This is a genomic window from Streptococcus oralis (assembly GCF_001579175.1).
GTDB classification, from domain to species: Bacteria; Bacillota; Bacilli; order Lactobacillales; family Streptococcaceae; genus Streptococcus; species Streptococcus oralis_O.
Genome location: NZ_KQ970760.1, coordinates 669,911 through 690,452, shown reverse-complemented (window position 1 = coordinate 690,452; position 20,542 = coordinate 669,911). Strand labels below are relative to the sequence as shown.

Genomic DNA, 20,542 nt, shown 5'->3' with positions numbered 1-20,542 from the left:
TCATCACTAGTGATATCACGGGGATCAAAGATATAACCGTCTTCCGTTGTATACTTGCCTGCCAACTTAGCTACTTGTATCTCATCATTTGTATAAGCAATTTGCGCATTTGGTTTCCCTAGACGTTCTGGATGACGAATCGGTGCTAGGAAGGTAAGAATATCATCAACTAACTTGACTTTATCGCTTGAGACATCATTGAGACGTTCCAAGAGTTTATCCAAAGCCTCAAAATCAGTTTGTCGCCCTTTATTATCAAGTAAGTCTTGATGAACTCTTGCTAGTAAGTCATAAGCCTTATTGTAAAATCCTCGATCACCAGATGGGAGGTTGGTTTTCTTAGCTCTGAGTTTATGAGACAAACTTTCTTGCTGGGCTAGTTTACTATCAATGGCTGCTGCTGTTTCTGCTGAAAGTTCCTTGGCAGGAGTATAACGTGAGATTCCATTCTCCTCAAATACATAGCCATCAGCTACTTTTCGAATCGCCTGTTTAACCAATTTTTCGTCAATTGGATTGCTTGGAGCTGGTTGAGGATTTGGTGCAGGCTGCGGGCTTGGACTAGGTTCCGGAGTCGGTTGTGGACTTGGTTCTTCTGGTCTTGAATCTGGTACCCAATGGTTTGAACGATAGCGAAGGGGAATAATACGAGCAATTCGTTCTTCCAATTCAGACATTTGTTCATAAGGGATAAAGTGGTAATGATTACCATGAGGGACAGCTACACCTCTGGCGGTTCGACTTGTGATTTGCGCTGGGTCGAAAATAAGACCATCAGATTCTACGTGTCGTTGGCTCAAAGGCAGTTTGTAGAGCTGTTTCAAAAGACTATCAATGTCATCACTTTGACTTGCTTGACTGTTAGTATTGCTGTTGTTACTTGTATTAGTATTGGTAGTTCTCTGATTGCTTACAGAAGGTACCCAGTTTGTTCTTGGTGTGTTATCGCTATTTTGTCGGCGATAGGTTCTTGAACTTGACAGATTGCCCCGACCAGATAGGAAGGCTTCTGCAGCAGCCAACTCGCTGGCTGATAACTCATTCTTAGGAATGTAATGGTAATGATCGCCATGAGGAACGATATAAGCATCACCAGTATCCTCTATAATATCAGAAGCATTAAAGATATATCCATCATCTGTAGTATAGCGTCCTTGCGAACGTGCCAGGGCTACAGCACCATCGTTTCTTGGAGTCCCACCTTCACGATGTTGACTATGCTCTTGTTTTTGTCGATTGATTTCTGCTTTCGTACGAACATTATCCGCATGGGCAGCATCCTTAAGGTAAACATAGTATTTTCCATCTACCTTGATAACATATCCACCCTTGACCTCATTGACAATATCCTCATCTTTTAGCTTATAGTTTGGATCTTTCATGAGTAATTCTTCACTAAAAATCGCATCATAAGGAACCTTACCATTGTAATAATGATAGTGGTCGCCATGTGAAGTGACATAGCCTTGGTCTGTTATCTTGATGACGATTTGCTCCGCATTGATTCCTTCACGCTTGCTAACCTCATCAGGAGTCAGATTCTCCGTTTTTTGCGTCGCTTGTTTTCCATCTATATAGGAAACACGATTATTTTCCTTAACCGTTCTGGCTTGATAAAGTCCCAACTCGTAAGAACAAACACTTAAAATCAAAGCTGCCGCAGAACCAGCAAGGTATTTCTTATTAATTTTCATCGAAACTCTCTTTCTTTTTGATATTTCTATTTGCAATTCATTTCTAAATTGCAGAAACTCCTCTCTATTAATTAACTGGTTAATAGTTTACTCCTAAATTTGCAACTTGTCAAGAATTTTATGAACCAGTTAAGTATTTTTTTATTCTTCACCACTACTTTCTCTAGAATGGACTTTATATAAAAAAGATTTTCTTAAAAATTCTTTAAAAAAGCCCCTGCAACTGGGTTGCAAGGACTTTTCGATTAATCAAAATTAACGTATTCTTTTTGAAGTTCAAGAACTTCTTCCATTGTTGAGCATTCTGTAAGGGCACGGTTTGCGTACTCTTCCATCTTAGCTGTGTCAAGTTTCTTCATCAAGCTACGTGTACGAAGTACAGATGTTGCTGACATAGAGAACTCATCCAAGCCCATTCCGACAAGAAGTGGAACAGCTTGTTGGTCACCAGCCATCTCACCACACATTCCAGCCCATTTCCCTTCAGCGTGAGCTGCTTTGATAACGTTGTTGATCAAACGAAGGATTGATGGGTTGTATGGTTGGTAAAGGTATGAAACTTGCTCGTTCATACGGTCTGCTGCCATTGTGTATTGGATCAAGTCGTTTGTACCAATTGAGAAGAAGTCAACTTCTTTAGCAAATTGGTCTGCAAGCATAGCTGCTGCAGGAATCTCGATCATGATACCAACTTGGATATCATCCGCAACTGCAACACCTTCAGCAAGAAGGTTTGCTTTTTCTTCGTCAAAGACTGCTTTAGCTGCACGGAATTCTTTCAAAAGCGCAACCATTGGGAACATGATACGCAATTGACCGTGAACAGACGCACGAAGAAGAGCACGGATTTGTGTGCGGAACATAGCATCTCCAGTCTCAGAGATAGAGATACGAAGGGCACGGAATCCAAGGAATGGATTCATTTCGTGAGGCATATCGAAGTAAGGAAGTTCCTTATCTCCACCGATATCCATTGTACGAACAACAACAGGTTTACCGTTCATTCCCTCAAGCACTGCCTTGTAGGCTTCGTACTGCTCGTCTTCTGTTGGGAAGTCTTGAGAATCCATGTACAAGAACTCTGTACGGTAAAGACCAACAGCTTCAGCACCGTTGTCATTGACACCTTCAACATCTTTTGGAGTACCGATGTTGGCAGCCAATTCAAAGTGTTTACCATCCGCAGTTACTGTTTTAGCATCTTTTAAGAGTGCCCATTCAGCTTTCTGTTGAGCATAAGCTTCACCAGCTGCTTTAAATTCTGTAGCTTGTTCATCAGTTGGGTTGATGATAACTTCACCTGTGATACCGTTAACGGCAAGGATGTCACCGTCTTTTACGATTTCAGTGATGTTGTTTGTACCCAATACAGCAGCAATTTCAAGTGTACGTGCCATGATAGCTGAGTGGCTTGTACGTCCACCAATGTTGGTTACAAAAGCTTTTACAAAGTTTTTGTCCAATTGAGCTGTATCAGAAGGAGTCAAGTCATGTGCAATGACAATTACTTCTTCATTGATAGAAGCTGGGTTTGGCAATTTTTTACCAAGAAGATTTGCCAATACACGTTTTGTCACGTCGCGGATATCCGCTGCGCGCTCTTGCATGTATGGGTTGTCTTCCATGCCTTCAAAGATAGTGATAAACATATCTGTAACTTCTTTCAGACCTGCTTCTGCATTCACTTTCTTCGCACGGATAGTTTCCTTGATTTGGCTGATCATTTCTGGATCAGCAAGAACCATTAAGTGAGCGTCAAATACTTGAGCAGCTTCTTCACCGAGCGTACCTACTGCTTTCTCACGAATAACAGAAAGCTCGTCTTGTGATGCTTTTAGAGCAGCATCAAGGCGAGCTTCTTCTGCGTTTGTATCTTCGACTGTAATAGTCTCAAATGACAAATCCGGTTGAACGAGTAGATATGCTTTTGCAACTGCAACACCGTCAGATGCTGCGATTCCTTTAAGCATTTCTGTCATTTTCCTTATGCCAATCCTTCTTTTTCCATAGTTTCAGTGATAGCAGCGATTGCGTCGTCAGCATCTGCACCTTCAGCTGAAATTGTAACGTCAGCACCTTGGCCAACACCAAGACTCATAACACCCATGATAGATTTAAGGTTTACTGATTTACCTTTGTATTCAAGAGTGATATCTGAAGCAAATTTGCTAGCTGTTTGAACCAACAATGTTGCTGGACGTGCGTGAATACCTGTTTCTGCCACTACGTGGAAATCTTTAGAAGCCATAGTTTGACTCTCCTTTAGTTATTTCTTTTTTGGATTATATGTGATAACCCTTACAAGACTGTATTATATCACCTTCTAGATTATTTTTCAAGTGTTTTATGGACTTTCTTCTATTTCCTTTCTGATAACTTGCTGAAAATCTTCTATTTTACTTACCACTATACAGTATGTAGTTTTTTTCTTTCGATAAACTTTGATAGTTCAATGAAAAACTAATTTTACACCCCGACAAAACACTATATCTTGTGTTTTGATTTTAAAACTGCAACTTTTTAGCACAAGATTTAGTTTAAAATGATTGACAAAGTTTTTTTTTCTGATATACTAAGAAAGTAATCTATTTTGAAAGAGGAGTTACGAAAATGGTAACCGTTTATTCTAAAAACAACTGTGTCCAATGTAAGATGACCAAGCGTTTCTTGGACAGCAACAATGTGGCTTATCGTGAGATTAATCTTGACGAGCAACCTGAGTACATCGATCAAGTTAAAGAGCTCGGTTTCAGCGCAGCTCCTATTATCCAAACACCAACTGAAGTTTTTTCAGGTTTCCAACCAGGAAAACTAAAACAGTTAGCATAATCTTAGTACATCATCCTGAAGAAACTGCTTCTAGGGCTAACTTAGAGGCCTTTCTTTTGTAATTAGATAAAGGAAATTTTATGGGATTAAAACATCTTGAGGACGTGACTTACTTCCGTCTCAATAACGAAATCAACCGTCCTGTTAATGGACAAATCATGCTGCATAAAGATAAAGAAGCCTTGGATGCCTTCTTTAAAGAAAATGTAGTTCCAAACACTATGGTTTTTGATTCAATCACTGATAAAATCAACTACCTCATTGAACACAACTACATTGAAACAGCATTTATCAAAAAATACCGCCCAGAATTCTTAGAAGAATTGTCTCAATTTATTAAAGACCAAAACTTCCAATTCAAGTCTTTCATGGCTGCCTATAAGTTTTACAATCAATATGCCTTGAAGACTAACGATGGGGAATACTATCTTGAAAGCATGGAAGACCGTGTCTTCTTTAATGCACTCTATTTTGCTGACGGTAATGAAGCTGTTGCGATTGATATTGCCAATGAAATCATCCACCAACGCTACCAACCTGCTACTCCTTCCTTCTTGAATGCTGGTCGTGCGCGTCGTGGAGAGTTGGTATCTTGCTTCTTGATCCAAGTGACGGATGATATGAACTCTATCGGACGTTCCATCAACTCTGCCCTTCAACTTTCTCGTATCGGTGGTGGTGTGGGAATTACCCTCAGTAACCTTCGCGAAGCGGGTGCACCTATCAAAGGTTATGAAGGAGCCGCTTCTGGTGTCGTTCCAGTTATGAAACTCTTCGAAGACAGTTTCTCTTACTCTAACCAATTGGGGCAACGTCAAGGAGCTGGTGTAGTGTATCTCAATGTCTTTCACCCAGATATCATCGCCTTCCTTTCTACTAAGAAAGAAAATGCCGATGAAAAAGTTCGTGTGAAGACCCTTTCACTTGGAGTTGTGGTACCAGATAAATTCTACGAATTGGCTCGTAAAAATGAAGAAATGTACCTCTTCAGCCCTTACTCTGTAGAGCTTGAGTATGGCGTGCCATTCAACTATATCGACATCACTGAAAAATATGATGAACTAGTAGCAAATCCAAATATCCGTAAGACAAAAATCAAGGCGCGTGATTTGGAAACTGAAATCTCTAAATTGCAACAAGAATCTGGTTACCCTTATATCGTCAACATTGATACAGCCAACCGTGCTAATCCAGTAGATGGTAAGATTATCATGAGTAACTTGTGTTCTGAGATTCTTCAAGTTCAAGAACCAAGCTTGATCAACGATGCTCAAGAATTCCTTCAAATGGGAACAGATGTCTCATGTAACCTTGGATCAACTAACGTGGTCAACATGATGACCTCACCTGACTTTGGTCGTTCTATCCGTGCGATGGTTCGTGCCCTTACTTTCGTTACAGATAGTTCACACATCGTAGCTGTACCTACTATCGACCACGGAAACAGTTTGGCTCACACCTTTGGTCTTGGTGCTATGGGACTTCACAGCTACCTTGCACAACAACTCATCGAATACGGATCACCTGAATCAGTTGAATTTACAAGCATCTACTTTATGCTTATGAACTACTGGACCTTGGTAGAATCTAATAACATCGCGCGTGAACGTGGTATCACCTTCCACAACTTTGAAAAATCAGACTATGCTAACGGAAGCTACTTCGACAAGTATGTGACAGGCGAATTTGTTCCAAAATCAGACCGTATTAAAGAACTCTTTAAAGATGTCTTTATTCCAAGTGCTGCTGACTGGGCTGAACTTCGCGAAAAGGTTCAAGCAGATGGACTTTATCACCAAAACCGCCTTGCTGTTGCTCCAAATGGTTCTATCAGCTACATCAACGATGTTTCTGCTTCTATCCACCCGATTACGCAACGTATCGAAGAACGCCAAGAGAAGAAAATCGGTAAGATCTACTACCCAGCTGCAGGTTTGTCAACAGATACTATCCCTTACTACACTTCTGCTTACGATATGGATATGCGTAAGGTGATTGATGTTTACGCTGCTGCAACAGAGCACGTGGACCAAGGACTTTCACTCACCCTCTTCATGCGTAGCGACATTCCAAAAGGTCTTTACGAATGGAAGAAAGAAAACAAACAAACGACACGTGACTTGTCAATCCTTCGTAACTATGCCTTTAACAAGGGAATCAAGTCAATTTACTACGTTCGTACCTTTACAGACGACGGTGGAGAAGTCGGTGCTAACCAATGTGAAAGCTGTGTGATTTAATGGAAAAAATTTGTACTACTTGTTTAAATAGTAAATGGGGACCAATTTACGCTATACTCATGACATTTATTGCTTACTCCGTAATAAAAAAATATGATATCATTGAAATAGGTTCTATAAAACTAAGCAAGGTTGCATAATAATTACTATTACATTGGAGAAATACACCTTATGGAAACATACTACAAAGCCATTAACTGGAATGCCATCGAAGATGTCATCGACAAATCAACTTGGGAAAAGCTGACGGAGCAATTCTGGCTCGACACTCGTATCCCCTTGTCAAATGACCTTGACGACTGGAGAAAACTATCAAACAAGGAAAAAGACTTGGTAGGAAAAGTCTTTGGTGGTTTAACGCTTCTTGATACCATGCAATCTGAAACAGGGGTTCAGGCTCTTCGTTCTGACATCCGTACACCGCATGAGGAAGCTGTTTTTAACAACATCCAATTTATGGAATCTGTCCATGCAAAATCTTATTCTTCTATCTTTTCAACCTTGAATACCAAGGCTGAAATTGAAGAAATCTTTGAATGGACCAACACCAACCCCTACCTACAAAGAAAAGCTGAAATTATCAACGAAATCTACCTCAATGGTACGCCTCTTGAAAAGAAGGTTGCCAGCGTTTTCCTTGAAACCTTCCTCTTCTACTCTGGTTTCTTTACACCCCTCTACTATCTCGGTAACAACAAACTGGCCAATGTTGCGGAAATTATCAAGTTGATTATCCGTGATGAGTCTGTTCACGGAACCTACATCGGTTACAAATTCCAACTTGGTTTCAATGAATTACCTGAAGAAGAGCAAGAAAAACTCAAAGAATGGATGTACGACCTGCTCTATACTCTCTACGAGAACGAAGAAGGTTATACAGAGAGCCTCTATGACGGTGTTGGCTGGACTGAGGAAGTCAAGACCTTCCTTCGCTACAATGCCAACAAGGCTCTCATGAACCTGGGGCAAGATCCACTCTTCCCAGACTCAGCAGATGATGTCAACCCAATCGTCATGAACGGTATTTCAACAGGAACTTCTAACCACGACTTCTTCTCTCAAGTCGGAAATGGTTACCTCCTTGGTGAAGTTGAAGCCATGCAAGATGATGATTACAACTACGGTTTAGACTAATTTGGCCAATCATTCAAAATATCATGGCTTGTTTAAAACAACCATGATATTTTTGTTTTTTGTTTTATTTTGTTTTTTTCTATTTGATATATTGAGCGTTTTATGGTAAGATAATAATAGTAGAAATCGAGGTGATAAGGATGCTAAAGCAAGAGAAACTAGATAGTATTCTAGAAACAGTAAATACAAAGGGAACTATTACTGTAAAAGAAATCATGACGCGTCTGGATGTATCAGATATGACAGCTCGTCGCTACTTACAAGAATTGGCAGATAAAGATTTACTGGTCCGTGTGCATGGTGGTGCTGAAAAACTTCGTACAGGTTCTCTCTTAAACAACGAACGGTCAAACGTTGAAAAACAAGGCTTACAGATTGCTGAAAAACAAGAAATTAGTCGTTTTGCAGGTCGTTTGATTGACGAAGGAGAAACCATTTTTATCGGTCCAGGAACAACCTTAGAGTGTTTTGCTCGTGAGCTCCCTATCGATAATATTCGTGTTGTAACAAACAGTCTTCCAGTTTTTCTCATCCTAAACGAACGAAAACTAACAGATTTGATTTTGATTGGTGGAAATTATCGCGCTATCACTGGTGCTTTTGTGGGGACACTCACCTTGCAGGATTTGACAAACCTTCAGTTTTCTAAGGCATTTGTTAGCTGTAATGGTATTAAGGATAAGGCAATTGCTACTTTCAGTGAAGAAGAGGGCGAGGTACAACGAATCGCCTTGAATAATGCCAATAAAAAATATCTACTGGCAGACCACAGTAAGTTTAATAAGTTTGATTTTTACACTTTCTACAATATCTCAGAGATTGATACTATCGTTTCAGATGCCAAACTGAGTAAAGAAACCTTCGACCAACTTTCGAAACAAACAAAAATCATTCTTTCTAAACCATAAAACTATCCCCACCGATTGGTGGGGATTTTTGTAAGTATTAAAATTTCAGTCTTTAATGGTTTTATTACACACGTTCAGTCCATGAAGTCGCTGTGGTTTGGAGAACTTTGTTGAGTTCATCAATGTTCTCAAATCCAGTTGTGCGTAGCCATTCACGAGCTGCTGCTTCACCGTCTTTGATGTAGGCTTCAACTGATCCAGCCCAAGTTGCACGGCCACAAAGAACACCGTTGAAGTTTGCGCCTGATTCGTGGGCAAAGACAAGTGTTTCTTGGAAGAGTTTAGCTGATACACCTGCACTTAAGTAGATGTAAGGAAGATTTGTTGCTTCGTCTTGCGCTTTGAAGAAGGCTGCTGCTTCTTCACGTGTATATACTACTTCACCTTCAGCGAAGCCTTCAACATATTTAATGTTAACAGGAACTTCAACTTTCAAGACATCAATGTTAAAGCGTGGGTCTGAGAAGACCTTCATGGCACCGATAACCTTGTGTGGTTTCACTTTGGCATATTCTGCAGAACCTGCATCAGCAATTTTTTCATCGTAAGCGAGGATTTCAAGGAAGAATGGAATGTCTTCCGCCACACACTCAGAACCGATGCGTTCGATGTAGGCTTGTTTTTGTTGGTTGAGTTCGTCAGAGCTATCTACATCGTAGTAAAGCAAGAACTTAACAGCATCTGCACCTTGTTCCTTGATGCGTTTGGCAGACCAAACATCCAAGCAGTCAGGCAAGCGTTTGGTGCTTGTTGTGTCGTAGCCAGTTTTCTCATAAGCAAGGAGAAGACCAGCATTGGCATCAAGCGCTTTTGTAGCTGGAAGACCATACTCAGGGTCAAGAAGCATAGAGGATGCGTATTTTGTCAATTCATCTGCAACCAATACTTTAAGTTCTTCCATTTGAGCAACTGTTGGCTCTTCTGTTTGGTATTGAGCCATGAGACGTTTCAAAGCGCCACGTTGGTCAAAGGCAAGAGCTGAGATGATTCCATTTTCATCTGAAAGTTTTTCTAAGCATGCACGTTTGTTTTCTGTTAAAGCCATTTTATACCTCTTTTACTATTAATTGATTATATAGAGCCTGATAGTTGGCCATATTGACATGACCTGTCATTTTTTCTTGAGCATTGAGCATACCAAGGACATTGGCCTTGATGAGGAGTTCTACATCCGATTCCTTATGAAGAAGTCCTGAGGAAATCCCTGCCACAGTAGAATCTCCAGATCCAACAGGATTGACCACCTGAATTCTTGGAATATCTACCTTGTAGAAAGTGTCCCCATGTTTTGCAAAAGCACCATTTGCACCAAGTGAAACAATTATCCACTCAATCCCTGCAAATAGAGGCTCTTGAAGAACTTCTTTTAATTCATCCAAATCCTCAGAAACTTCTTTCCCAAGAAGCTGAGACAATTCTTCGTTATTTGGTTTAATAACTGTTGGTTTGTGTGGTGATTCAAGGACAGCCTGAAGAGCTGCACCTGAGCAGTCTAGAACAACTGGTTTGCCTGCTTGATTAGCAAGTTCTACTAAGCTTGCATAGTAGTCAACTGGAAGACCTGCTGGCAGACTACCAGAGATGGCTACTACTTCCACAGTGTCAAGAAGATTCTCGAAATGAACCAAGAAATCTTGCCCTTCTTGTTCCAAAACTTCAGGCCCTTTTTCAAGGATTTCTGTTTGGTTGTCTCCGTGGAGAATAGCGATACAGTTACGAGTTTCTCCTTGAATGGAGAAGAAACGTTTCGTTACTTTATCGTCAATATGCTCTACTAAAAACTCACCAAGTTTACCACCGACCAAACCAGTAGCAACAACAGAATCACCAAATTCTGAAAGCACTCGTGTAACATTGAGACCTTTACCACCAGCTGTCTTGGTCACGTCCACCACACGGTTGACAGTGTCAATTTTTAATTCATCCAAAGGATAAGAAATATCAATGGATGGATTCATTGTGACTGTTAAAATCATGCGTCACCTCTTAGTCGTGGTATTCACCGCGATCCCATTTTTCAAGGAATTCTGTAAAGAAGTTTGCATCTGCTTGATGAGCATTGTGAGTTTCAACGTGCTCAATTTTCGCAATCAATTTTTTGTTTTCTTCTGATGGTTTGTATTCAGCATTGATGAAAGCTTCAATGATATCACACATAAGCAGTTCACCAGTGATTTTACCACCAAAACCAATAACATTGGCATTCAATTGTTCTTTTGCATAAAGAGCTGTTGTCATATCACGAACCAAGGCAGAACGAACTCCTGGGACTTTGTTTACAGCGTTGTTGATACCAACACCAGTACCACAGATACATACCCCAAGATCGGCTTGACCGCTTGTAACAGCTTCACCAACTTTTTTACCAAAGATTGGGTAGTGAGTACGTGTGTGGTCATAAGTACCAAAGTCAATGACTTCATATCCTTTTGATTTCAAAAATTCTGAAACCGCCATTTTTTCATCTGTTACGATGTGGTCACATCCAATTGCAATTCTCATTTTTATCTTACCTTTCTTACTGTAATCTAATTAGCACATTTTGTTCAACATATCAACACGAATTTGGTGACGTCCGCCGTCGTATTTACCGTTAACAAAACCTTTAGCAATATTTTTAGCCAATTCATCACCAACAAGTTGTGCACCCATAGTGATCATACGTGAGTTGTTGTGGCCACGAGTCATATATGCTGAGCGTTCATCTGATACTTCTGCGGCAACCATTCCTTTGATTTTTGTTGCGACCATGAATGGACCAGCACCATAAGCATCAATCACGATACCAAGATTTTGTTCTTCTTTGTTTACTTCTGCGGCAACAGCAAGAGTTACATCAACAAAGTCTTGACCTTCAGCTGTAACATCCACAACGTGGAAGTTTTCTTTTTCCAAGAAGTCTTTCACAACTTCTTTCAATCTCAAACCTGCAGCATCTGCACCGATAACAATAGACATATTGTATACTCCTTTTTATTTTTCTAGGCTAGTAAAGACTTTTATAGTTAGCAGTTTACCTACAAAAGACTTTCTAGCAGTTTAGTGATAAATTTGATTGAATGAGATGAATATCATCTTATCCAAGTCCAGGAAATCAAGTTCCTGGAAACAAACTTTCTCCTCAAAAGAGAATATAACAAGCGATTGTTTGTTTGTTACAAACATCATTTGTTGTTTACAAACATAATATACTCCTATTTATAGAAAAAGTCAACAGTAAATGTTTGTTTTTGTGGTTTTTTATCTAAAATATTTCAATATCAAAGCCAATCTGATCTACTTGACCAGGTTCTAGGAGACGAACGTTTTTCTTATCTTCTAAATGATCTCCTTCTTCAAGAGATGTTGACAAGCCAGACCATGGTTCAAACGCAATGAAAGGTCCCTTATTCAAAGTTGACCAGATAATGAGATTTGAAAACTCTTGGAAGTGTACTTTTAATCCCTTCTCATGCTTACGAGAACGAAGGGCAATTGTTCTGGATTGCAACTCATCCAAAGTCACTGCATCAAGACTAAACAGATCGTAACTGAGATCCACTTCCTTTTGTGAATCCAACCATGGACTTCTATCTTGAAAGTCTAACATGCCAGTTTCTGGGAAAGGACGGGGAACAGAGCAAGTCTCTTCTTTCTCAAACTCTAAATAGTAATCTTCATAAGTTTCGCCATCTAGCAGAGGGCAATTAAAGCCTGGATGTCCACCAATAAAGTATGGCATGACCTTGCTAGTTTCTTTATTGAAGACTTTGTATTGAGTACGAACAGTCTTGCCGGTCACTAGATAAGTGATTTCAAGACGGAAATGATAAGGGTAGTTTTGATAAGTATTCTCATCATCTTCGATAGCAAAGGTTACGCTGTTTTCTGTTTGATCAACTAAGTCAAATTCTTTTTTACGGACCAAACCATGACGAGGAATGTTTCCTTTCGTCTCCGTTCCATCTTCGTGACTGTAGAAGGCTGTATCTTCTCTTAAAGAGCCGCAGATTGGAAAAAGTACTGGCGCTTGTCCACTCCAGTAAGCGGCATCTCCTTGCCACAAATACTCAATGCCTTCTCGATCCTTGATCGACGACAAGGCGCCACCTAAGGTTTTAAACTGGACCGTTAACTGATCTGATTTTATTTCAATTACCATAATATTCTCCAACTATTTTTAGATCTTTATATAAAAAACTAGGTTGCCACTCCCAATGTAGGAAATTAACAACCTAGTTTTCACAATTTACATTTTATAGGAGCGAATTATTTAGCATTTGCTGCGTATTCTTCGTTACGTTTGATCATTTGTTTTCTATACCAAGCAAAGATACCTACATAGAATACAAGGAAGACTGCCGCACCAAGGATTGCTTTGATATCACCTGTTGTAGCATTACCGATTGCCCAACCAAATAGTTTTTCAATTGGTCCTTCAAGAGTTGAGTGGGTAATCAATTGAGTTTGGCTCACACCTTCTGGGAAGGCACCTACACCTTTAGCAAGTTCTGTCGCGAATGGTGCGATAAGAGTACCAGAAAGAAGGAAGAGAGGCAACAAGAGTGTTCCGAAGATAATCATACGGAGCAATTTACCACGTGTAACAACCAAGAGAGCTGGAGTCACACCCATGGCGATGATACCTGCAAGTGGCAAGATACCATTTCCTACGTTTGAAAGAAGCACTGCTTCAATCAACATGATTGGTGCAAGTACGTTGGCACAAGCCCAGATTTCAGCACGACCAGCGATGAAAGGCCAGTCAAGACCGATGTTGAATTTACGTCCTTGAAGACGTTTAGTAGCAACGTTTGTAATACCTTGTGAAAGTGGTTCTACAGCTGCGATGAACCAAGATCCGATAAGTGAGAAGAGCTCCAAGCAGACACCGGCAGTCAAACCAAGGCTCAACCAACCTTTAATGACAAGTTCCCATTTATCGGCTCCTTCTACACCTGCAACTGGGTGTGGAGTACCCATCAAACCAATAACGATACCAAGAATGAAACCGATGAAGAATTTAGATCCCCAGAAACCGATTTTCTTGTTCAATTTTGCAGCGTCAAAGTCGTATTTATCAAGACCTGGCAATACTTTATCAAAGATCTTATCCAAAACCATGATAACTGGGTTCATCATGTAGTTCATGTGAGTTGAAGTCATTGGTGATGAACTTGGTGCGTTAAGAAGGTCGTCAAATGTTGGTTTCATCAAGTCAGAGTTGATGATTTTCAAGACACCGACAAGGACAACTGCAGCAGTCGCGATGAATAGTGAAACCCCTTGGCTAACTCCATTGTTGTCTGCGTACCATTTGATCAAAAGACCAGTGATTGACAAGTGCCAGATATCGAAGATATCGACATCAAGTGTGTCCGTTTTCTTCATAGCAAGCATCACAACGTTGACAATCAACATCACAAGCAAGAAGTAAAGTGTCCAAGCAGATCCCCAAGTAATCGTAGCAAGTGGTGCCCAACCAACGTCAGTGATGTTTAACTGAATACCTGTGTTTTCAACGAATTTCGCAAGTGATGCTGAGAAAGCTCCGTTAAGCATACCGATGATGGCACCGATACCAGTAAGGGCGATGGCAAGTTTAATACCACCTTCAAGCGCTTTGGAGAATTTCACTCCAAATAGTAAGGCCAATACTGTCAAGATGATCAGCATGATGATAGGACCACCCATTTCCAAGACTGGCTTGAAAATCTTATTGGCTAGTTCGATAATGACATCCATAATAGTTCCTCCCGTTTTTTTAGTTATATGAATGTTAACAAGATAAAGAATAAATTAGCTTAATCCGTGTTCTTTAATAGCTGCTTCAATATTGTCAAATACTGGAGCGCTCATTGCAGGAATACGGAACAAGATTGGTCCAGCTTCGATTACTGGAATACCTGGTTCAAAACCAAGATCTGTTGCAGCGATCGGAGTAAAGATATCGTAACCTTTCATAAGGTCTTCGTTCACATCTTTAACCATGACTGCATCACAGTGAACGTCATATCCACGGCTTGAAAGTTCTTCTTCTAGAGCACTTTTAATTTGGTGACTTGAGTTAACACCTGCACCGCAGGCAGCAAGAATTTTAATCATTTGGATTTCCTCCGATTTTATATTTTAATAGACAAGATTAAGCGGTTGCTTCAGCAATGTAAGCATAAAGTTTTTCTGGTTCGGAAATTTTTGATAGATCTTCCAGATGTCCATTTCCTGTGAAAAAGTCCATCAACTGAGCCAGAATATTTGTTTGACTTGAACTTGAGTTGTTAATGATAAAGAAGAGTAGGGATACTTCTACTTCCTTATCAGGAGCTATCATATTGTGAAAAGTTACTGGTTTTTCTAATCGAACAACCACTACTTTCTCAGCTAGATTATGAACAATATCTGTATGAGGAATCGCCACATTTGGCAAGTCCTTACCTAGAAATTCCATATCTAAGCCAGTTGGAAATGACTTTTCACGCGTGATCAAGGCTTCACGATAAGTTGGAGTGACAATTTCTCGTTCTTCCAACAAGCTTGCTACCTGATCAAAGAGTTGTTCTTGATTATCCGCTTCTAAGCAAAACACCAGGTTTTTGTCAAAGAAATGATCTAATCCCATAACATTTTCCCTTCTTTCAATTATCTTTTATGCTATAAGTATAACACTATATGAAATCGTTGTCAATAATTTTTGTTTTATTTTGTTCATTTTTTTATAATTTTTGTTTCATTCAAAGAATACAATCAATATCAAACATTCTTGTTATAAAATACACAAAAAAAGAAGGCTCAAGCCTTCTTCTCTTTCCTTACTCAATAGTAGATAAAATCTCTTCTAACTTATGGTAATCTTTTACACTATCAATTTCATAGATGCTATTTCCTTCTAATTCTTCGACATAGACATCCAATTCTTTGATATTATCCTTAACCATGTTATCCCAGTAGAGATCAACAAATTCACCACTTTCGTAAGCTTTGTCAATAAAGCCAACAATCTTCTCAGCAGTTGGTGCATCCCAGAATGAAACTCCACTCAGAATGCGACCAGCCTTGCTGTCAACAATAATATCTTGAACCTTGCAGTCATCACCGTAAACCAAGAACCACTCGTTGGTACAGTCTTCGCGATAAACACTGAAATAGGTAGAACGTTTAAGATCATTTCGAAACATATTTTTGAAAAGATAGTTATCTGCATCAATGACATAGCTGTTAGCCAAATCTTCTTTTACTAGATAAAGTGAGTAAAAGTTATTGTAATCAGCATACTTGTCGTTAAAGACTAAACGGACACCATATTTTTCTTTTAGGTAGTCAAATTGTTCCTTGAGGTAACCGACAACGATGATAATCTCATCAATTCCTCTCTCTTTCAAAAACTCAATTTGGTATTCTACCAAGGGTTTTTGATTAACCTTAACCAAAGCTTTTGGGGTATTTTCAGTCATAGGGCGCAGACGAGTTCCTAAGCCCGCTGCTAAAATAATCGCTTTCACACGAATCTCCTTTATTCTTTAATAATAATATAAACACCAGCCATAACAATAAGTGAAGTGATAATTGTCAGCATATCTAGCGGTGCACCCAAGAAAATAACTGCAAATAAGACAGTCCAGACTACATAGCTCACATTCAAACCTGTTGCTTTCGCAGGTTGTAAGCGATTAATGGCGATATAATAAGCTAAATAGGAAATCATATCAAAGGCCGCAAAGACAATCAAGAGGCCGAATAATTGCCCATCTGCCACTTCTGCAAATGAATGGTGAGAAAAGAGCACAATCACTAGATAGGATAAGAATGAGGTTACTTGTCGGATTAACAAGGCTTCAATTTCACTTAAATCACTTTCCATAGCATAGGAGCTGAGAACACTTTCACTCCCCCAGGCAATGGCACAGATAAGGGCACAAAGAATCCCAATGTAAAACGAGTTAACTTGTTCAACCTTGTAGGTTTGAGCAATGATCGCTGCAATAATCAAGAAAACACCAAATACTGTATTCTTTGAAACCTTGTGTTTCAAAATGAAGAAGGCTAGCAAAACTGAAACTGCTGGGTAAATAGCCGATACAGATGAAGCTAGTGAACTACCAATATATTTAACCGCATAAAGATTGGCCTGCATACCTATTGGTCCTGCTAGCAAAGCTCCGATAATAACACTTACATTTCGAATATTTAGAAAGATTGACAAGCGAACCTTCCCTTCTCTAATCAAGAGAAAAGCTAATAAAATAAAGATACTCAAGAAGTCATGTGCCGCTGCCACCACAAAGGGTGAAAGATTTGTAAAAATTGAAAAGATATAAGCACTGATTGTTAGGCCTAATCCCCAGAAGATACCTGAGAGCAGACCGAAAGAAACACCATTTTTATTCTTCATCCTAACCTCCATAATAGGTCAAACCGTCAACAGCTCTTTGGTAACGACTCACACCATAATCTCCAAAGTCAGCACCTTGAGCCTCTTTGTACACTGTCCACAAACTCCAGATGGTATCTTGCAAAATTTTATAGATTCGAATCTTTTCACGAGATACTGGAGTTTTGTCACTTTCATAATAAGCAAGGAAATCTTCTTCTTCCTGATTTGTAAAGTCAGACTCCAAAAAGAGAGCTGCCAAGTCCCACATTGGATCATTCATGGAAGAGTATTCCCAATCAATCAAATACAAGCGACCTTGAGGTGACTCGATAAGGTTTTCTGGAACCAAATCGATATGACAAGACTTTCTGTCAACACCCAAATCAGCCAATCTTTTCTCTAGCAAGAATACTTCTTTTCTCACAGCTTCATAATTGGCGTAAGGGATATTTCCCTCAATCAAGGATTCGTATTTTTTGATTTCTTCAAAAGGTGCAAATTCCCCTCTTAGTTCTTTACCTGATGCATGAATGGTCTGTAGAATCGGGGCAATCTTTTCAAACTTGGTCTTAATCGAAGTAGAATCAAGCGTTGTTGCAGAATCAATGTACTCATTTACCTTGATTCCTGACTCAATATCAAAAAGATAATTCTTGACATCGAGATTCAAATCTTTCAACAATTCAAGATTGTATTTTTCATCTTGACGATTGATGAGCTTTTCGGTCCCTTTTCCGAAAAATTTAACGATATACTGCTTATTAGTTGTCTTGGCCAAATAGTTTTGGTTGGTCATGCCTCCCAGTTGTTCAACGCTGAGGACTTCCTCTTCTTCAGATAGTAAAGAAGAAATTTTTTCTTTGATGAGTTTCTCCACAATTAACCTCCATCTTCTATACTTCCCACTTGAATACTGTTTTAAAAGCAGTATTAAGGTCTGTAGCAAAGACACGATGAATGTCCTTGATTTCTCTCACAGGCTCTTCAACATAAAGGATATTCTTCAGACGATTCGCAAACTTTTTGACTTCCATCATCTGTATTGCATTTTCAAAATCAATCCGTCCAGATCGAGACGAACCGACCAATAATAAACCTTTTTCTAAAGAGTCTCGCGTATTGATATTAACCTTGTACTCGCTCACTCCCATCATGAGAATCGTTCCCTGAGGTCGAATGTAACGAATTAAATCATTGATAGCTGGACCTGTACCATCACCACCACAACACTCAAATCCATGATCAAAGGTCAAATCCTCTGGTATATTGTCAGTAATGTAGCACTCTTTTGCAAAAGAGAAGAGCTCTAGTTTTTCCCAATGGCGACCAATTACGATAATCTCTGCTTCTGGTAGATTGTAATTGATAATATTGGCAACCACAAAAGCCAAACTACCATCTCCAATAACAGCGATTCGCTCTCGTTTGCTGTGGGCAAGATTTAAGAAACGATTCATGGCATGCATACCCACACTCACAAACTCGGTAATGGCAGCGACTGTGTCCTCAATGTCATTATAAGACACAACACGATCTTTTGGTAGAGAGACAAATTCTCTCATAAAGCCATCATAACCACTAGATAGGAAGTAGGTTCCAGTCATGTAGTTTTCGTAGAACTCTTTGTCACTCTGCATAGGCGGTTGATTTGGAATCATAACTACCTTTTGACCGACTTCATAAGTCCCAGTTGGATCTGAAATAACAGTTCCACAAGACTCGTGAATCATAGCCATAGGAAGTTTTTTAGCCAATATCTTTGGATCACGCTTCCCTTGATAGTAACGTTGATCCGCATGACAAACCGCCATATAATTTGGACGAATCAGGATATGATTCTCCTGATCAATGTCCTCTTCTTGGTATTTTACATTGATAAACTTTGGTTTGGTCAGTTGATAAATTTGATTAATCATAGCCTTAGTCTTTCTCAATCATGCTTTTCGCGATTTTCAAGTCTGTCACCGTTGTGATTTTAAGGTTTGAATATTCCCCTTTAGCTAGGGCAACGTCTTTCCCTTTTATAACAAAAATCTTACATGCATCCGTCAGAATTTCTTTTTCTTGATCAGATAGGGAACCATACAAATCCATGAAATCCTTGCAGCGGAAGGTTTGAGGTGTTTGACCTTGATAAAGGTGAGCACGATTTGGAATATCCGTGATAAACTGACCATTTGTACTTTCAACAATGGTATCAACCGCTTCTACTACTGTGTCAACCGCATCATGATTTTGGGCGAGTTTGATATTGTCCTGAATCATGCGAAGTGTGATAAATGGACGAACAGAGTCGTGGGTAATCACGATATCTTCTGGAGTGATTGGACGATAGGCATCAATGGCTTCTATAATCTTCTCAATACTGGTATTGCGATCAGCCCCACCCTTGGTAATGATGATGCGATCCTTGTGGAGAGAAAGATACTTGTCAACCAAGTCCTCAGCGTGTGACACCCAGTCTCCATGAACTCCAACAACAATTTTTTCAATACTTGGTTCTAAGACGAATTTTTCAATTGTGTGGATCAAAATAGGTCGATCACCCAACTCCAAGAATTGTTTTGGTAAATTACTGATTCCCATGCGTGTGCCAGTTCCTCCGGCTAGGATTCCTGCATAGATCATTTATATTCTCCTTTAGTTTATTCTAAAAAACTCATTACCATCTATTATATCATAATCTGCCTCCATCATGAAGAAAAGATAGAGCACCATTTAGTTGAACTAACACACTATTTATCGTAAAAAGTGAACAATTTGTAACTAAATCTGAAAAGATCAAAACAAATTAAGAAAGAAAAATAGATTATCCTCTATATCCTCCGTTTAACGTTCGGTTAACATAGAGTTCTTTAGAATATAATATAAACCTTAAAGAAAACTTAAACACATTTTTTTAAATACAAAAATAAGCTAGGAAAAACGTAAGATTCTTTTTTAGTAATTTTAAGATGTCGATTGTTTAAGCTATTCTCAACAAGATAACAAACTATTATTAGACTTTTAATCCTAAAATTGTTAAAATAAAAAGGAAAATAATAGAAAAAGGAAACTGTAAACCGCTATGATGAATATGCAAAACATGATGCGTCAAGCACAAAAACTTCAAAAACAAATGGAACAAAGTCAAGCAGAACTTGCTGCTATAGAATTTATTGGAAAATCTGCTCAAGACCTTGTCCAAGCAACATTAACTGGAGATAAGAAAGTTGTAAGCATCAACTTTAACCCAGCCGTCGTTGACCCAGAAGACCTTGAAACTCTTTCTGACATGACTGTTCAAGCTATCAATGCTGCGATAGACCAAATCGACGAAACGACTAAGAAGAAACTTGGTGCTTTCGCTGGAAAATTGCCTTTCTAATCCATAAGAAAAGAGAAACG

Annotated in this window: 21 protein-coding genes; 5 read left to right on the top strand and 16 right to left on the bottom strand. The window is 39.3% G+C overall.

Annotated elements, in window-relative coordinates; all coding sequences use genetic code 11:
* From SORDD24_RS07705 to SORDD24_RS07695, 3 genes are all read right to left on the bottom strand, one after another.
* Positions 1 to 1,694 (bottom strand): pneumococcal-type histidine triad protein (locus SORDD24_RS07705; protein WP_231082703.1); only part of this gene is annotated, 1,694 nt, incomplete at its 3' end.
* A gap of 245 nt (positions 1,695 to 1,939) precedes the next feature.
* Positions 1,940 to 3,673 (bottom strand): phosphoenolpyruvate--protein phosphotransferase, encoded by a 1,734-nt coding sequence (ptsP, locus tag SORDD24_RS07700; RefSeq protein WP_061409271.1) that lies wholly within the window; start codon positions 3,671 to 3,673, stop codon positions 1,940 to 1,942.
* A gap of 5 nt (positions 3,674 to 3,678) precedes the next feature.
* Positions 3,679 to 3,942 (bottom strand): phosphocarrier protein HPr, encoded by a 264-nt coding sequence (locus tag SORDD24_RS07695; RefSeq protein ID WP_000146948.1) that lies wholly within the window; start codon positions 3,940 to 3,942, stop codon positions 3,679 to 3,681.
* Positions 3,943 to 4,304: 362 nt separating this feature from the next.
* Between SORDD24_RS07695 and nrdH the strand changes: the two genes are divergently transcribed.
* From nrdH to SORDD24_RS07675, 4 genes are all read left to right on the top strand, one after another.
* Positions 4,305 to 4,523, top strand: coding sequence for a glutaredoxin-like protein NrdH (nrdH, locus tag SORDD24_RS07690; RefSeq protein ID WP_000259239.1), 219 nt, complete (start codon positions 4,305 to 4,307; stop codon positions 4,521 to 4,523).
* An 80-nt stretch (positions 4,524 to 4,603) separates the two neighbouring features.
* Positions 4,604 to 6,763 (top strand): class 1b ribonucleoside-diphosphate reductase subunit alpha, encoded by a 2,160-nt coding sequence (gene nrdE / locus SORDD24_RS07685; protein WP_061409268.1) that lies wholly within the window; start codon positions 4,604 to 4,606, stop codon positions 6,761 to 6,763.
* A gap of 171 nt (positions 6,764 to 6,934) precedes the next feature.
* Positions 6,935 to 7,897 (top strand): class 1b ribonucleoside-diphosphate reductase subunit beta, encoded by a 963-nt coding sequence (nrdF, locus tag SORDD24_RS07680; RefSeq protein ID WP_061409265.1) that lies wholly within the window; start codon positions 6,935 to 6,937, stop codon positions 7,895 to 7,897.
* A gap of 140 nt (positions 7,898 to 8,037) precedes the next feature.
* Positions 8,038 to 8,805, top strand: a complete 768-nt coding sequence (locus tag SORDD24_RS07675; RefSeq protein ID WP_061409262.1) for a DeoR/GlpR family DNA-binding transcription regulator — start codon at positions 8,038 to 8,040, stop codon at positions 8,803 to 8,805.
* Positions 8,806 to 8,869: 64 nt separating this feature from the next.
* Here SORDD24_RS07675 and lacD read toward each other — a convergent pair whose 3' ends face one another.
* The 13 genes from lacD to SORDD24_RS07610 all read right to left on the bottom strand — a co-directional run bounded on the left by lacD (position 8,870) and on the right by SORDD24_RS07610 (position 19,783).
* Positions 8,870 to 9,850 carry a tagatose-bisphosphate aldolase gene (lacD, locus tag SORDD24_RS07670; protein ID WP_061409259.1) on the bottom strand — a complete coding sequence of 327 codons (981 nt, stop codon included), beginning with the start codon at positions 9,848 to 9,850 and terminating at the stop codon, positions 8,870 to 8,872.
* A gap of 1 nt (position 9,851) precedes the next feature.
* Positions 9,852 to 10,781: a tagatose-6-phosphate kinase gene (locus SORDD24_RS07665; RefSeq protein ID WP_061409256.1), complete on the bottom strand. Its 930-nt coding sequence runs from the start codon at positions 10,779 to 10,781 to the stop codon at positions 9,852 to 9,854.
* Between the two features lie 10 nt (positions 10,782 to 10,791).
* Entirely contained in the window at positions 10,792 to 11,307 is a 516-nt protein-coding gene (gene lacB / locus SORDD24_RS07660; protein WP_001216921.1) for a galactose-6-phosphate isomerase subunit LacB, read from the bottom strand.
* A gap of 30 nt (positions 11,308 to 11,337) precedes the next feature.
* Complete coding sequence (gene lacA / locus SORDD24_RS07655) at positions 11,338 to 11,763, bottom strand: galactose-6-phosphate isomerase subunit LacA (RefSeq protein ID WP_000029277.1); 426 nt, start codon at positions 11,761 to 11,763, stop codon at positions 11,338 to 11,340.
* 286 nt (positions 11,764 to 12,049) lie between these two features.
* Positions 12,050 to 12,946, bottom strand: coding sequence for an aldose 1-epimerase family protein (locus SORDD24_RS10935; protein WP_081103551.1), 897 nt, complete (start codon positions 12,944 to 12,946; stop codon positions 12,050 to 12,052).
* A 107-nt stretch (positions 12,947 to 13,053) separates the two neighbouring features.
* Positions 13,054 to 14,529, bottom strand: a complete 1,476-nt coding sequence (locus SORDD24_RS07645; RefSeq protein ID WP_061409253.1) for a PTS galactitol transporter subunit IIC — start codon at positions 14,527 to 14,529, stop codon at positions 13,054 to 13,056.
* Between the two features lie 54 nt (positions 14,530 to 14,583).
* Positions 14,584 to 14,889: a PTS sugar transporter subunit IIB gene (locus tag SORDD24_RS07640; protein WP_000590577.1), complete on the bottom strand. Its 306-nt coding sequence runs from the start codon at positions 14,887 to 14,889 to the stop codon at positions 14,584 to 14,586.
* A gap of 37 nt (positions 14,890 to 14,926) precedes the next feature.
* Complete coding sequence (locus SORDD24_RS07635) at positions 14,927 to 15,403, bottom strand: PTS sugar transporter subunit IIA (RefSeq protein ID WP_000521979.1); 477 nt, start codon at positions 15,401 to 15,403, stop codon at positions 14,927 to 14,929.
* 190 nt (positions 15,404 to 15,593) lie between these two features.
* Positions 15,594 to 16,283, bottom strand: coding sequence for a sugar phosphate nucleotidyltransferase (locus SORDD24_RS07630; protein WP_061409250.1), 690 nt, complete (start codon positions 16,281 to 16,283; stop codon positions 15,594 to 15,596).
* 11 nt (positions 16,284 to 16,294) lie between these two features.
* Complete coding sequence (locus SORDD24_RS07625) at positions 16,295 to 17,173, bottom strand: DMT family transporter (protein WP_061409247.1); 879 nt, start codon at positions 17,171 to 17,173, stop codon at positions 16,295 to 16,297.
* Between the two features lies 1 nt (position 17,174).
* Entirely contained in the window at positions 17,175 to 18,032 is an 858-nt protein-coding gene (locus SORDD24_RS07620; RefSeq protein WP_061409244.1) for a phosphotransferase family protein, read from the bottom strand.
* 16 nt (positions 18,033 to 18,048) lie between these two features.
* On the bottom strand, positions 18,049 to 19,071 hold the full coding sequence (locus SORDD24_RS07615) for a ribitol-5-phosphate dehydrogenase (RefSeq protein ID WP_061409241.1): 1,023 nt from the start codon (positions 19,069 to 19,071) through the stop codon (positions 18,049 to 18,051).
* A gap of 4 nt (positions 19,072 to 19,075) precedes the next feature.
* Positions 19,076 to 19,783 carry an IspD/TarI family cytidylyltransferase gene (locus SORDD24_RS07610; protein ID WP_000638514.1) on the bottom strand — a complete coding sequence of 236 codons (708 nt, stop codon included), beginning with the start codon at positions 19,781 to 19,783 and terminating at the stop codon, positions 19,076 to 19,078.
* A gap of 439 nt (positions 19,784 to 20,222) precedes the next feature.
* On the opposite strand from SORDD24_RS07610, the gene SORDD24_RS07605 reads away from it, so the two are divergent.
* Positions 20,223 to 20,522, top strand: coding sequence for a YbaB/EbfC family nucleoid-associated protein (locus SORDD24_RS07605; protein ID WP_061409238.1), 300 nt, complete (start codon positions 20,223 to 20,225; stop codon positions 20,520 to 20,522).
* The last annotated feature ends 20 nt before the right edge of the window (positions 20,523 to 20,542 follow it).